Source organism: Amycolatopsis vancoresmycina (genome assembly GCF_000716785.1).
GTDB lineage: Bacteria > Actinomycetota > Actinomycetes > Mycobacteriales > Pseudonocardiaceae > Amycolatopsis > Amycolatopsis vancoresmycina.
The window spans coordinates 699,693-713,703 of the sequence record NZ_JNYY01000001.1; the positions used below are offsets into that span (position 1 = coordinate 699,693).

Genomic DNA, 14,011 nt, shown 5'->3' on the forward strand with positions numbered 1-14,011 from the left:
GGTCAGCGGGCCGCGGCGTGCACCCGCTCGACGACCGGGAGCAGGCCGTCCAGCCCGGGCAGGACCGCATCGGCCACCGCCGGATCGCGCGGGTCGCCGTGGCGGTTGACCCACACGCGCGGGATGCCCAGCGCCCGGGCCGGCACCATGTCGTGGAAGTGGCTCTGGGCGATGTGCACCCAGTTCCCGGCGGTGGCTTCGAAGGCGGCGGCGAACCGCCGGAAGGGGCCGTGGCCGGGTTTGTACTCGCCGGCGTCCTCCGCGGTGACGATCGCGTCGATGGGCACCGCGAGCCGCCGCTGGGTCTCGCCGATGAGGTCGCGGTCGCAGTTGGTCAGCAGGGCGACCCGCCAGCCCGCCTCCCGCAGCCGGGCGAGTGCGGCCCGGGTGTCCGGGAAGACCGGCCAGTACGGCAGCCCGGTCCCGAGCACGGACGCGTCGTCGGGACCCAGCTCCAAGCCGGCTTCGGCCGCGGTCCGGCGCAGGGACTCGGCCAGCACCTCCCGGTACCGCCGCACCGGCGTCTCGGCCTGCACCTGCGGCTCGAACCGGTTGTAGACCTCCAGGAGCTCGGCGCCGCGGCCGGGGAACAGCAGCTCGATGCCGGTCGCGATGCCGTGCCGCCAGTCCACCAGCGTGCCGAAGCAGTCGAACGTCGCCCAGCGGATCATCGTGCGCGGTCCTCCCGGTCGCTTCAGGTGCGCGAAGATCGTCCGGGCAGGTTAACCGGCGAAGCGGCCCACCGCCACGAACGCCGCCAGCAGGAGCAGCACGACGTTCATCGGCAGTGCCTTCGCCTCCTTGCGCCGGACGTGCACGACGATCGCCCCCACCTGGACGACCGCGAGGCCGGTGGCGGCCAGCGGGGTCAGCACCGGCGCGATGCCCAGCGCCCACGGCAGGATCAGCCCGAGCGCGCCGAGGACCTCGACCGCGCCGATGCCCTTCACCGCCGCCTCGGAGAAGTCCGCCGCCCAGCCCATGTTGGGGTTCTCCAGCAGCTTCTCCCGCGGGGTCGCGAGCTTCATGCCGCCGGCGAACAGGTACAGCACGGCGAGCAGCCCCGCCGCGATCCACAGGACGACGTTCATGCTCGACCTCCGGTTCGAAGAAAGTAGTTGAACACTACACCACTTTCCGGAGGACGTGCCTCAACTTGGCCGGACCGTGACCGACTCGCCGGGCCGCAGCGCGACCGTGCGCCGCCAGGCGCCCGCCCGGACCTCGGTGCGTGTCCCGCCGACACTGCGGAACACCGCCCGGGTGACCTTCCCGGCCCGCCATTCGAGGTCGAGCTCGAACCCACCGCGGACCCCGATGCCGGTCACCCGGCCCGCCGCAGCCCACGCGGCGGGCAGCGCCGGCAGCAGGTCCACGACCCCCGGCCGGGAGTAGACCAGCATCTCCACCATCGCGGCGGGAGCGCCGAGGTTCGCGTCGATCTGGAAGATCGTGTAGCTGCCCTGGCTGTACATGTCGAAGAAGTTCGGCGCGGTCCCGTTGCCGTTGGCCACCGACGGGCGCAGCACGGTGAGCAGCAGCCGGTACGCGCGGTCGGCGTCCTTCAGCCGCGCCCAGCACGCCGACCGCCACGCCGTCGCCCAGCCGTAGCTGTCCATCCCGCGTGCGACCAGCAACGCCCGCACGCCGTCGAGCAGCTCCGGCGGTGCCGTATCGGCGGCGATGCGGTCGCCCGGGAAGAACCCGATCAGCGGGGACAGGTGGCGGTGGGTGGTTTCGCCGAGGTTGTCCGGTGCCATCCACTCCTCGAGCCAGCCGGTCTTCGGGCTCACCTTCGGCAGGTACAGCCGCTGCTGCAGCCCGCCGATCCGGTCGCCGTACGCGCGGTCGCGGCCGAGGACCGCGACCGCCTCGCGGTAGTGCTCGAACAGGTCCCAGACGATTTCCTGCGCGTAGGTGATCCCGCGCGTGTCCTGCGGGCCGTGCTCCGGCGACCAGTCGTGGTCGTCGACGAGCACCTCGCGGCCGTCGACGGTCGCTGGGACCAGCCGCGCCGCCCAGAACTCGCACGCCCCCTTGAGCAGCGGGTAGATCCGCGCGAGGTACGCCTTGTCCTGGGTGAAGGCGTAGTGGTCCCACAGCGAGTTGCACAGCCAGGCGTTGCCGCCGGGGTGCCACCACCAGCCGGAGCCGCCGTAGATGTTGGTGGAGAACGCGACCGCCCAGCCCGCGACCTGGCCGCTGGTGTTCCGGAACCGGTTGCGCGGGTCGTTGAACAGCCGTTTCGTGGTGTCCGTCCACACGGGAAGCTGCGCGAGGCAGTAGTCGGCCAGCGCAGTGAAGCTCCCGGGCAGCGCCGCGCGGTCGGCCAGCCAGTAGTTCATCTGGACGTTGATGTCGGTGTGGTAGTCGCTCATCCAGTCCGGGGTGTTGCTGTTCTGCCACAGGCCCTGCAGGCCCATGGGCAGACCGTCGCGCGAGCCGGTGATCGTGAGGTACCGGCCGAACTGCAGGTAGCTCGCCTCCAGTTCCGGGTCGGCCGTCGCCGGGTCGTCGTGGCGGGCGACCAGCCGCGACCACGTGTCCAGCGCCCGCTTCGCCGGCGGCGACTGGCCGAGGTCGACGCTCATCCGGTCGTACCACCGCCGGTAGTCGGCGACGTGCGTGGCCCGCAGGGCACCGCCGCCGGCGGCCAGGGCCGCGGCCGCCTTCCGCTTCGCGAGCGCCAGGGGGTCGAGGGAGGTGTCGAGGAACTTCCGCGCCGCGTCGGGCACGTAGTTCGTGCCGCCGCTGAGGACGATGACGACGTCGCTCCCGCTGAACGTGGTCCCGCCGGCCACCGTGCACGCGTACTTCAGGCCGTTGGCGAACGCGCCGGTGAAGGCGCCCGCGCCGGCCGCGGGCTCACCGCGGGTCGGCTCCAGCGAGACCGACCCGGTGACGGGCCCGCCGCTGAGCCGGATCACCACGACGTCGTCGGGATGGCTCGCGAAGTACTCGCGGCGGTACTGCACGCCCCGGTACCGGTAGGTGATCACGACCAGGCCGTTGCTGAGGTCGAGCGTGCGCCGGTAGTCCGTCACGCCGGTGTGGGCCGGGACCGCGATCCGCAGCTTCGCCAGCAGGCCGAGCGTGCCGAACTTCTCGGTCTCGTAGGGGAACTGGCCGTCGTCCTGGAGGACGTCGTTCGGGCCGCCGGTCCACAGCGACGCGTCGGCCAGGTAGAGGAAGTCGGCGGCGGGGTCGCCACCGACGAGGGCACCGATCCGACCATTGCCGATCGGCAGGCCCTCCTGGATGATCTTGGCTTCACTCGCGGGCGCCGGGTACCACAGCGTGGTGGCCTGCCCTGCGGGGACCAGCTCTTCACCCGCCGGTCGCACGATCTCGGCGTTGGCAGTAAAGGGATGAAGGCCACCCAGCGCAACACCGGCGCCGACCGCGCCACCGAGCTTGAGGAAGGTCCGCCGCGACGGCGGAAGAGGCAGTTCCGGCATGGGTCATCCGTTCGGCGTGGGCGGAAAACGGCCGCGAAGCCCGCCAAACATATGACCTCTCCGGCGCGGTGGTCAAGAATCTTCGCGATGGACCGCTGTCCCGTGAGCGACTCGCTCGGCCAGGTACTGCCGGAACGTGGTCTCCCCGTCGCGGTGACCCGGTGCCAGGTGACCGCCGCCGGCGTAGGCCCGGAACGTCTCCCCCGGCACGTTCACCGGCACGATCCGGCGGCGCCGGCCGCTCGCCTCACCGACCGCCTCCGCCAGCTCCGCCGCCGGGAGGATCTCCGGCCCGCCGAAGTCCGGCACGCGGCCCGCCGGGTCGGCCAGTGCGAGGTCCGCGAGCCGCCTGGCCACGTCCCGGACGTCCACCGGCTGGAACGAGATCCGCGGTACCGGCACCACGGGCAGCCGGGACGCGCCCGCCAGCAGGCCGCGGACCAGGCCGTGGAACTGGGTGGCACGCTGGATCGTGGCCGGCAGCCCCGAGGCGGCGATGATCTCCTCGGTTTCGTGCTTGGCCCGGTAGTAGCCGAGCGGCACGCGGTCGACGCCGACGATCGAGACGTAGACCAGGTGCGGCGCCCCGGCCCAGCGCGCCGCCTCGACCAGGGTGCGGGCGAGCGCGGCTTCCCGCCCGAGGTAGTCGGTGGCGCAGTGGACGACCACGTCGGCCCCGGCCACCGCGCTGTCGATGCCGCGGCCGGTCCGCAGGTCGCCCCGGACGACGTCCGGGCCGGGACGCCGGCTGAGCACGCGGACCTCCTCCCCCGCCGCCCGCAGCCGCGTTACGACCGCCGAGCCGAGCCGACCGGTTCCGCCCGTGACCAGGATCCGCACGCCGACCACCTCCGGCGCCATCCTGGCACGGGGCGGGCCCGCCGGGAACGGCTTCCCGGCGGGCCCGCGTGAGGGGTGCTTCAGTTGCGGACGATGGTGAAGGTGGACGTCGTGTTGCGGATGTCCTGGTCGTTGTCGCCGAGCGTGAGCCCGGTGAACGTCGCCGAGCCGACGGCCGGGCCCTGGCCCGGTTCCGGCAGCTCGTTGGCCCAGATCCCGATCCCGGACTTCGCGTCGAAGGCGTCCCCGCTGCGGTGGGCGCCGGTGATCGACACGTTCGCCAGCACGGTGTCCTCGACCGGGTGCTCCGGCGTGGTGCCGTCGTACTTGGTCTGGAACATGATGCCGCTGTAGGTCGGGCTCAGGATGTCCACATCGGACACCCGGATGCCGCGGAACTCCTTCGACGCGGAGAACAGCCAGATCGCCGGGAAGGTCTGCTGGCCCCAGAAGTGGCCGCCGTCCCGGACCAGGGAGGCGTTCTGGACCGTCGTCGGCTGCGGCCCGAACCCGAGGAACGGGTAGCCGAAGTCGAGCGAGCTGATGGTGATCGCCGAGTAGGTCAGCGTGTCCGCGATGTAGAGGTTGCGGAAGGTGTTGTTGTACCCGCCGTAGACCGCCAGCCCGGCCGCGCGCCACGGGGTGAGCGCGGTCAGGTTCTCGAACACGTTGTCGTACTGGTTGCCCGCGTTGATGTCCGTGGCGGCGAACAGCGCGAAGCTGTCGTCGCCGGTGGACCGGGCCTCGTTGTTGACGACGTGGTTGCCGGTGCTGCCGTTGGTGAGGTTGACGCCGTCGGCGAAGGTGTCGCGGATCCGGGAGTTCTTGATCGTGGTGTTGTCCACGTTCGTGCCCCACACCATGACCACCTGGTGCTCGACCCAGATGTTGTCGATCGTCAGGTCGGCGACGTTCGTCAGGTTGAACACCTTGCCGGGGCCGTCGATGCGGGAGGTGTAGTTGCCGAACACGGCGAACCCGCTGAACGTCGAGCCGTTCGCGCTCGACTGGACGTCGATGCCGATGTCGGTGTTCTCCTGGCCCGAAGGCGCGGTGAACTTCGTGAACCACGGCCCGGCGCCGGTGACCGTGACGGCCTTGCCGTAGACGTTCAGCTTGCTCGACAGCGCGTAGGTCCCGGCCGGCAGGTAGACGCCGGTGAGGGTGGTGTCCTGCCGGACCTTGTCGAGGGCGTTCTGCACGTCCTGCTGGGTGAACCCGGCGGGCACCGCGAAGTGTGCCGGGTCGGGGTTGGCCTGCGCGGTCGCCTGCTCGAAGCTGACGAAGTCGATCGCGTAGTTCGTGGTGTTCGCCGCGTCCTTCTGCAGCTTGATCCGGTGCCCGGCGGGCACGGTCGTGCCGAGCAGCGTGCTCGCCTCGTCGTAGATGTGCCGCGGGCCGGCGCCCGGCGAGTTGCCCGGGCCGGTCTCGGCGCCGTAGAGCCACGCGTAGTGCGACGTCAGGTCGATGGCCTTGAGGAACGTGCCGTCGACGTAGACGTTCAGCGTGGCGTTGATCCCGCCGCCGCCCGCGGAGTCCGGGATGGAGAACCGCGTGACGAGGGTGTTGGTCGCCGCGCGGGTGGTGAACTCCACCGAGGAGCCGGTCGAGTTCAGCGTGACGGCCTTGCGGCCCGACGCCTCGCCCGCGAGGTCGCCGATCGTGCGGTTCGGCCCGGCCACGGCCGCGCCGCCCGCGAGGACGCCGTCCTCGGCCTCGTTCAGGTCGTAGGGCATGTTGGCGCCCCGGCCGACGAACAGCGCCTGGGTGCTGGTGTTGTTGCCCTGCTTGACCGGCAGTTCGTTGGCGTCGTTCGCGACGACCGTCTTCACGGTGTACCGGCCGTTGACCGCGGTCCAGGTGCCGGCGGTCACCGGCGGGGCGGTCGCGCCGGGCGCGATGGCTCCGGTGTAGCTGCCGCTGAGCGTCTTGACGACGGTCCCGTTCTGGTCGGTGATCGTCACCGTGACGCCGTGGGCGCCGCCCGCGCTCGCCACGGTGCCCTGGTTGCGCAGGGTCGTGGTGAACGTGACCGCGTTGCCCGCGGACGGGTTGCCCGGCGACCACACCGTCGCCGCGACGAGGTCGGAGCTCTGCACCGGGCTGACGACCAGCGCCGTCGAAGCGGTGTAGGAGTTGTTGGCCTCGTTCTGCTCGATGACGGCGTTGGCCTCGTCGACCTTCGCGGTCAGCTGGTAGCTGCCCGCGTCGCGGGTGCCGATGTTCGCCGTCACCGTCGCCGACGCGCCGGCCGCGAGGGCGCCGACGTTCGCCGTGCCGACCTTGGTCGTGCCGAGGTAGAAGTTGACGTTGGTGGCGCCGGAGGCCGCGGTCCCGGCGTTGCGGACGGTCGCTGACGTCGTGATCGCATCGGTCTCGACCGGGTTCTGCGGCGACCACGACACGCCCGAGACGGTCAGGTCCGGGTTGGGCGCGGGGACGCCGAAGACCTGGAATTCGGCGGCCTGCCCGCCGCCCGCGCCGGAGTTGGCGGTGACGCGCAGGCGGACGTCGGCGGCGCGGCCGCCGAGCGGGATCGTCACGGTGTTGCCGGTCGCCGGGCTGAAGCTGTAGGTCTGCGCGGCGGCCAGCGTGGTGAAGGCGGCCGCGCTCTGCTCACGGCCTTCGACGGCGATCGTCTGGGTCCGCGGGCCCCAGGCGGGGTCGGGGTTGAGCTTGACCACGACCTGGTTGAGGTCGGCGTTCGCGCCCAGTGCCACGGTCAGCAGGTTCGGGTAGGTCCCGCCGCCACCCTCCCAGTAGGTGGTCAGGGAGTCGTCGTTGGCGTTGCCCGCCACGTACGTCCACTCCGTCGAGGACGCCGTGATGGGCTTGCCCAGTGCCAGGTTCGTGCCCGCCTGCGTGCCGGTGCGCGTCACGGTGTTGCTGTCCGCCGACTGGTTGCCCGCGGCGTCCTTCGCGCGGACGAAGTACGAAACCGTCGTTCCGTCGGGCTGGTTGTCGGTGTAGGTCAGGACGTTCCCGGCGACGCTGCCGCGCAGCTGGTTGTTCGCGTAGACGTCGTAGCCGGCGACACCGGTGTTGTCGGTCGAGGCCGACCAGGTGAGCCGGATCTGGCCACTCGCGGGCTGGGAGTAGGCGAGGTTGCCGGGCGCCGACGGCGGCTGGGTGTCCCCGCCGGCGGGGCCGTGCACCTCGAACTCGGACAGCTGCGCGGCGGGCCAGCCGGTGTTGGCGGTGACGTTGAGCCGGACGTACCGGGGCTTGCCGGTGACGGCCACGGTGACCGTGTTGGCGCTGGCCGGGTCGAACACGTACCCGGCCGACGCCTTCAGGTCGGTGAAGCTCGTCCCGTCGGTGCTGCCCTGGACGCTGAAAGTCTCGGTACGGGCACCCCAGTTCGCCGTCGGCAGCTTGAGCACCAGCTGCGCGACGTCCGTCGGGGCGCCGAGGTCGGCCTGGACCCACTGCGGGAACTGGTTGTTCGCGCTCTCCCAGTAGGTGGCCTGGTTCCCGTCGCCGACGTTCGAGACGGGATAGCCGGGGAGCTGGCTGCTGGCGGTGTAGGTCGCCGAGGCGGCCGGGGTGACGGCGGGTGCCGCGCTCGCCGGGGTGGCGGGCGTGGCCAGGAGCAGGGACAGGGCGGCGAAGGCGGCCGCGGGTGACAGCACTCGCTTCGTTCTCATGCGGTTCCTCTGATCCGGGGGGGGAGGGAGACATCGGAGCGAAACCGGAATCTTCCTGACAGCTGCCTCGATTTACCGGCCATCTGTCAGGTTCTTGCACTGATTCGTTCAAGAGTTACAGTGACGTGGGTCTCAAGTCAACGGGCGCGCAGCAAAAAGGCCTCCCCGCAGGGAGCGAGGAGGCCGAGGAGGCTTCGGTCAGGAGTGCACGGCGCCGAGGCGGACCGCGTGGGTGCCGGGGGCGTTCACCGGGTCGCCGCAGTGCGCGCACACGGTGGCCGGGACCAGCAGTTCACCGCAGGCGTGGCGCCAGAGGGTGGGCGGTTCGCCCTGGTGGACGTACTTGTCGCCCCAGGCCATCAGCCCGAGCAGGATCGGCTGCAGGGCCCGGCCGGCCTCGGTCGGGTGGTACTCGTGCCGCGGCGGGTGGTCCTCGTACTGGACCTTCTCGAGGACACCGGCGTCGACGAGCTTGCGCAGCCGCGCGGCCAGGATGTCCCGGCTGGCGCCGGTGTTCTCGGCGATCTGGTTGAACCGCCGTTCCCCCAGCATGATCTCGCGCAGGGCCAGCAGGCTCCACCGCTCGCCGACGACCTCCAGCGCCTCGGCGACTGAGCACTCGCGACCACGCCGGACCATGCCACCTCCACGGGATTGAAAATCCAACCTAGCACGTCAACGCCCTGTGACGTGCCGAACACCTGAGTTGTGAAATCCAACTCACCGGGCGTATACCCGGAGGTATCCCCAGCTGCGAGGAGGCAGACGCCATGACGGACGCGGTGATCGTCGACGCGGTACGAACCCCGATCGGCAAGGGCAAGCCGAACGGCACCCTGGCCGGGGTCCACCCGGTCGACCTGCACGCCCACGCCCTGCGTTCCCTGATCGAGCGCACCGGCATCGACCCGGCCCGCATCGACGACGTGATCAGCGGAGCGGTCGGCCAGATCGGCGAGCAGAGCATGAACACGGCACGCTGGGCGGCCCTGGCGGCGGGCCTGCCGGAATCGGTACCGGCGGTGACCGTCGACCGCCAGTGCGGCAGCAGCCAGCAGGCAATCCACTTCGCGGCCCAGGGCGTCATCGCAGGCGCGTACGACGCCGTGATCGCCTCGGGCGTCGAGTCGATGAGCCGGGTCCCGATGGGCAGCCAGGTGGCGGGCCGCGACCCGTTCGGCTCCCGGATCGCCGCGCGCTACCCGGACGGGCTGGTCCCCCAGGGCATCAGCGCGGAACTCATCGCGGCAAAGTGGGGCCTGACCCGAGCGCAGCTGGACGAGTTCTCCGCGCAAAGCCACCAGCGCGCGGCAAAGGCATGGGCGGGCGGCAAGTTCGCGGCCGAAGTGGCCCCACTGAAGGCCCCAGGCCCCGACGGCGCGCTCATCGACGTCACCACCGACGAGACGGTCCGCCCCGGCACCACCCCGGAGATCCTGGCGGGCCTGAAGCCGGCATTCCGCGCGGACGTCTGGGAGCAGCGATTCCCGAACCTCCCCTGGCACATCACGGCAGGCAACTCCTCACCGATCAACGACGGCGCGGCAGCCCTCCTGATCACCAGCACCGAAACGGCGGCAGCATTGGGTCTCAAGCCCCGAGCGAGGATCCACAGTTTCGCGGTAACGGGCGACGACCCCCTGCTCATGCTGACGGGCATCATCCCGGCCACCCACAAGGTCCTGGCCCGAGCAGGCTTGAACATAGCGGACATCGACGCATTCGAGGTAAACGAGGCATTCGCCAGCGTAGTACTGGCCTGGCAGCAGGAAACAGGAGCAGACCCGGCAAAGGTCAACATCAACGGCGGAGCAATAGCCCTAGGACACCCCCTGGGCGCCAGCGGAGCCAGGCTGGCAACAACACTGCTGTCGGTACTGGAGCAAACAGGAGGCCGCTACGGCCTCCAGACAATGTGCGAAGCGGGCGGCCTCGCCAACGCAACAATAATCGAGCGCCTGAGCTAAAACCTCGTGAGTGGCAAGACGTGTTAGAACAAGCCGTACCACTCACGACAAGCCGAGCACGACAGCGAGACCCCGGCAGGGAACAACCCAGACTCCCCGCAACCCCGATCCGAAGCCAGAACACGGACGGCGGCGGTTTGTCAAGGCACGCTTTCCCGCCTTGACAAACCGCCGCCGTCCGTAGTCACAATGGGGCTTCGGGGTTGCGGAAGATCAGTCAATCGGAATCAGGCGGCTCCTCGACCCCATCCCGATCGGCCCACTCCAGCAGCGGCTCGAGCGAAAACACCGCATCATCGATCCCGGCATGAAGATCCCCCACCTCGGCATACCGCGCCGGAACGGTGGCAATGGTGAAATCCCCCGGCTCGGCATCGTCGATCTCCGTCCACCGAACCGGCGTGGAGACCGTCCCTTCGGGATTGCCCCGCACCGAATAGGCACTGGCAATCGTATGATCCCGGGCATTCTGGTTGTAGTCGACAAAAAGCAACCGCGGATCCCGATCCTTCCGCCACCAGGTGGTGGTGACATCATCCGGAGCCCGCCGCTCAACCTCACGAGCAAAGGCAAGAGCCGCCCGCCGAACATCGGCAAAACCCCACCGAGGCTCAATCCGAACATAGATGTGCAGCCCCCGCCCGCCCGAAGTCTTCGGCCACCCCACCGCCCCAAGCTCATCAAGAACCTCATGAGCAACATGCGCGACCCGCCGAACCCGGTCATAACCACACTCCGGCATCGGATCGAGATCGATCCGCCACTCATCTGGCTTCTCGGTGTCAGCCCGCCGCGAGTTCCACGGATGAAACTCCACAGTGGACATCTGCACGGCCCAGACGACGTGCGCGAGCTCGGTGACACACAGCTCATCGGCATGCCGGTTATAGCGCGGAAAGGTCACCCGGACGGTCTCCAGCCACGGCGGCGCCCCGTTCGGCACGCGCTTCTGGTGCACCTTCTCCCCCGCCACACCGGACGGGAACCGGTGCAGCATGCAGGGACGTTCGCGCAGGGCGTTGACGATCCCGTCGCCCACCGAGAGGTAGTACTTGACCAGGTCGAGCTTCGTCTCGCCGCGGGCCGGGAAGTAGACCCGGTCCGGGTTGGAGATCCGCACGGTGTGCGGGCCGACCTCCAGTTCCACAGCCTTGTCCGCCATGGACAAGACGCTAGCCGAAATTCGCCGCTACGGTGGGCTGGTGAGCCTGCCGACGGACGGTCACGTCCACACCGAATGGTCATGGGACACCGTCACCGGGTCGATGATCGGCTCGTGCGAGCGGGCGATCGAGCTGGGCCTGCCGTCGGTGGCGTTCACCGAGCACGCCGACCTGACGCCGTGGCTGATCCCCGAGCCGGTCCGGCCACTGCTGCCCGGCCACTTCCGGGTGCGCCTGCGCCCGGACGGCGTGCTTGAACCACCCGAGCTGGACGTGGCCGGGTACCTGGCGTGCGTCGAGGAGTGCCGCGCGCGGTTCCCCGGGCTGCGGATCCTGTCCGGGGTGGAGCTCAGCGAGCCGCATTGGCACCGGCCGCGGGCCGACGCCCTGCTGGCGGCCCACGACTTCGACCGCGTGCTCGGCTCGGTGCACTCCCTGCCCGGCGGTGAGCACCACCACGAGCTGACGCTGGTCTCGGACCGGCCGCCGGGCGAGGTGCTGCGGGCCTACCTCGGCGAGGTGCTGGGCCTGGCCGAGTCGACGGCCGGCTTCGCGGTGCTCGCCCACATCGACTACGCGCTGCGCTCGTGGCCGGCGGAGGGCCCGCCGTTCGAGGTGGGCGAGTTCGAGGAGGAGTTCCGGACGGTGCTGCGCGCCTTGCGGGCGAGCGGCCGGGCGCTGGAGGTGAACACGAAGGTCCCGCTGCCGGGCGAGGTGGTGCGGTGGTGGTTCCAGGAGGGTGGCGAAGCGGTGACGTTCGGCAGCGACGCGCACGAGCCGGGCCTGGTCGGGCACGGCTTCACGGAAGCGGCGGCGTTGGTGGAGTCGTGCGGTTTCCGGCCGGGCCGGACCCCGCACGACTTCTGGCGCCGCTGACCAGGGCCGTCAGGCGCCGGCGAGCGCGTGGCGGCCGTGCGTCCGCGACTCCGCGCTCTGGTCCATCAGCCGGGCCGCCACCCGCCCGATGGCCGCGTCCAGCTCGGCGCGGTTGCCCGTGCCCCAGTCGCCGAGGCGGTCGGCCAGCCAGTCGTGCCAGGCCTGCACCACCTTCCCGAACTCCGCGCGGCCCGCGGCGGTCAGCGCCCAGCCGTCGCGGGTGTAGCTCAGGTGGCCCGTCAGCTCCAGGCGGTTGAACGCCGGTTCCAGGACCTGCGCCGGGACGCCGAAGTACGCGCCGATCGCCCGCAGCGTGGCGGGCGTTCCACGGCGTTCTCGCAGGTGGACCTGCAGCAGGCACCAGATGCCACCCTCGTCGAGGTCGCCGCCGGCCCGCTCGATGATCGACGGCGCCACCTGGCGGCGCTCGCGGAAGAACAGCGTCGCGACCGCGCGTTCCAGCTCGCGGTCGCCGGTGCGGGCCTCCGGCATCGCGAAGCCGTCGCCGAGGTCCGGGGCCGCCGCGCGGGCCGTGTCGCGCAGCGGGACCTCCTTGAGGAAGAACGCCAGGACCAGGGCCACCAGGCCGACCGGGGCCGCGGCGAGGAACACCACGTGCAGCGAGTCGCTGTAGGCCTTGATCACCGGCGCCGACACCGCTTCCGGCAGGGCGTGCAGCGCGGTCGGCACCTGGACCACCCGCGAATCGATGCCCGGCGGCACCGCCGCGGCCAGCTTCGGCGTCAGCTGGTTCGCGTACACCGTGCCGAAGATCGCCGCGCCGAACGAGCTGCCGATCGACCGCAGGAACGTCACGCCCGAGGTCGCGACGCCGAGGTCGGCGTAGTCGACGGTGTTCTGCACGGCGATGGTCAGCACCTGCATGCCGAGCCCGATGCCCAGGCCCAGCACCGCCATGTACGCCGACGCCTCCCAGAACCCGGTGTCGGTGTCCAGCCGCGACAGCAGGTAGAGCCCGATCGTCATGCCCGCGGCCCCGGCCAGGGGGAAGATCTTGTAGCGCCCGGTGCGGCTCACCGCGTTGCCCGCGGCGATCGACGCGACGAGCAGCGCCAGCACCATCGGCAGCAGCCGCACGCCCGACGTCGTCGCGGACGTGCCCTGGACGTACTGCATGTACGTCGGCAGGTACGACAACGCGCCGAGCATCGCGAAGCCGACGACGAAGCTCATGATCCCGCCGACCGTGAACACCGGGTTGCGGAACAGCCGCATCGGCAGCATCGGCTCCTTCGCGCGCAGCTCGGTGAAGACGAACGCGGCCAGCAGCACCAGCGAACCGGCCGCCATCCCGATGATCACCGGCGAGCCCCACGCGTACTGCGTGCCGCCCCAGCTCGTGACCAGCGTCAGTCCGGTCGCGGCGAGGCCGATCAGCAGGATGCCGAGGTAGTCGATGACCGGTTTGACCGCGGCGCGCGCGTTCGGCATCGCCGAGGACGCCACCACCAGCACCACCACGACCAGCGGGATGTTGACGTAGAACGCCCAGCGCCAGGACAGGTGGTCGACGAAGAAGCCGCCGAGCATCGGGCCGGCCACGGTGACCACGCCGAACACCGACCCGAGGACGCCCTGGTACTTGCCGCGCTCGCGCAGCGGCACGACGTCGGCGATCAGCGCGGTCGAGGTGACCATCAGCCCGCCGCCGCCGAGGCCCTGCACCGCGCGCCAGACGATCAGCCAGACCATGCTGCCGGCGAACCCGGCGCAGAACGAGCCGATGCCGAACACGATCACCGACAGCTGGAACAGCAGTTTGCGGCCGAACAGGTCGCCGAGCTTGCCGACGACCACGGTCATGATCGTCTCGGCGAGCAGGTAGGACGTCACCACCCAGGACAGGTGCCCGGCCCCGCCGAGGTCGCCGACGATGGTGGGCAGCGCGGTCCCGACGATGGTCTGGTCCAGCGCGGCCAGCAGCATGCCGAGCAGCACGGCGCCGAACACGGCGTTGACCCGCCCGCGGCTCAGGGCGGGCGGGACCGCCGCACCGGGGGTGGCCTCCGCGGTGGCCGTCATCCGCACCTCCTGGCTCG

General features: G+C 70.8%; 10 protein-coding genes. 2 read left to right on the top strand and 8 right to left on the bottom strand.

Annotated elements, in window-relative coordinates; translation table 11 throughout:
* Window positions 1–2: 2 nt before the first annotated feature.
* From OO60_RS03055 to OO60_RS03080, 6 genes are all read right to left on the bottom strand, one after another.
* Window positions 3–671 carry an HAD family hydrolase gene (locus OO60_RS03055; protein WP_004559535.1) on the bottom strand — a complete coding sequence of 223 codons (669 nt, stop codon included), beginning with the start codon at window positions 669–671 and terminating at the stop codon, window positions 3–5.
* A 51-nt stretch (window positions 672–722) separates the two neighbouring features.
* The gene (locus tag OO60_RS03060) at window positions 723–1,091 is read right to left on the bottom strand and encodes a DoxX family protein (protein WP_004559534.1); all 369 of its coding nucleotides are present in this window, start codon (window positions 1,089–1,091) and stop codon (window positions 723–725) included.
* Window positions 1,092–1,151: 60 nt separating this feature from the next.
* Window positions 1,152–3,458 carry a glycosyl hydrolase family 95 catalytic domain-containing protein gene (locus OO60_RS03065; protein ID WP_033260726.1) on the bottom strand — a complete coding sequence of 769 codons (2,307 nt, stop codon included), beginning with the start codon at window positions 3,456–3,458 and terminating at the stop codon, window positions 1,152–1,154.
* Between the two features lie 72 nt (window positions 3,459–3,530).
* The gene (locus OO60_RS03070) at window positions 3,531–4,307 is read right to left on the bottom strand and encodes an SDR family oxidoreductase (RefSeq protein WP_004559532.1); all 777 of its coding nucleotides are present in this window, start codon (window positions 4,305–4,307) and stop codon (window positions 3,531–3,533) included.
* A 71-nt stretch (window positions 4,308–4,378) separates the two neighbouring features.
* Complete coding sequence (locus OO60_RS03075; protein WP_033260727.1) at window positions 4,379–7,945, bottom strand: discoidin domain-containing protein; 3,567 nt, start codon at window positions 7,943–7,945, stop codon at window positions 4,379–4,381.
* A 198-nt stretch (window positions 7,946–8,143) separates the two neighbouring features.
* Window positions 8,144–8,584 (bottom strand): winged helix-turn-helix transcriptional regulator, encoded by a 441-nt coding sequence (locus tag OO60_RS03080; protein WP_004559530.1) that lies wholly within the window; start codon window positions 8,582–8,584, stop codon window positions 8,144–8,146.
* A gap of 131 nt (window positions 8,585–8,715) precedes the next feature.
* On the opposite strand from OO60_RS03080, the gene OO60_RS03085 reads away from it, so the two are divergent.
* Window positions 8,716–9,912 carry a thiolase family protein gene (locus OO60_RS03085; protein WP_004559529.1) on the top strand — a complete coding sequence of 399 codons (1,197 nt, stop codon included), beginning with the start codon at window positions 8,716–8,718 and terminating at the stop codon, window positions 9,910–9,912.
* A 217-nt stretch (window positions 9,913–10,129) separates the two neighbouring features.
* Here the strand turns inward: OO60_RS03085 and ligD are convergent, their stop codons facing one another.
* Entirely contained in the window at window positions 10,130–11,074 is a 945-nt protein-coding gene (gene ligD, locus OO60_RS03090; protein WP_004559528.1) for a non-homologous end-joining DNA ligase, read from the bottom strand.
* 40 nt (window positions 11,075–11,114) lie between these two features.
* On the opposite strand from ligD, the gene OO60_RS03095 reads away from it, so the two are divergent.
* Window positions 11,115–11,951, top strand: a complete 837-nt coding sequence (locus OO60_RS03095; protein WP_004559527.1) for a PHP domain-containing protein — start codon at window positions 11,115–11,117, stop codon at window positions 11,949–11,951.
* Window positions 11,952–11,960: 9 nt separating this feature from the next.
* On the opposite strand, the gene OO60_RS03100 is transcribed toward OO60_RS03095, so the two are convergent.
* On the bottom strand, window positions 11,961–13,994 hold the full coding sequence (locus OO60_RS03100) for an MDR family MFS transporter (RefSeq protein ID WP_004559526.1): 2,034 nt from the start codon (window positions 13,992–13,994) through the stop codon (window positions 11,961–11,963).
* Between the last annotated feature and the right edge of the window lie 17 nt (window positions 13,995–14,011).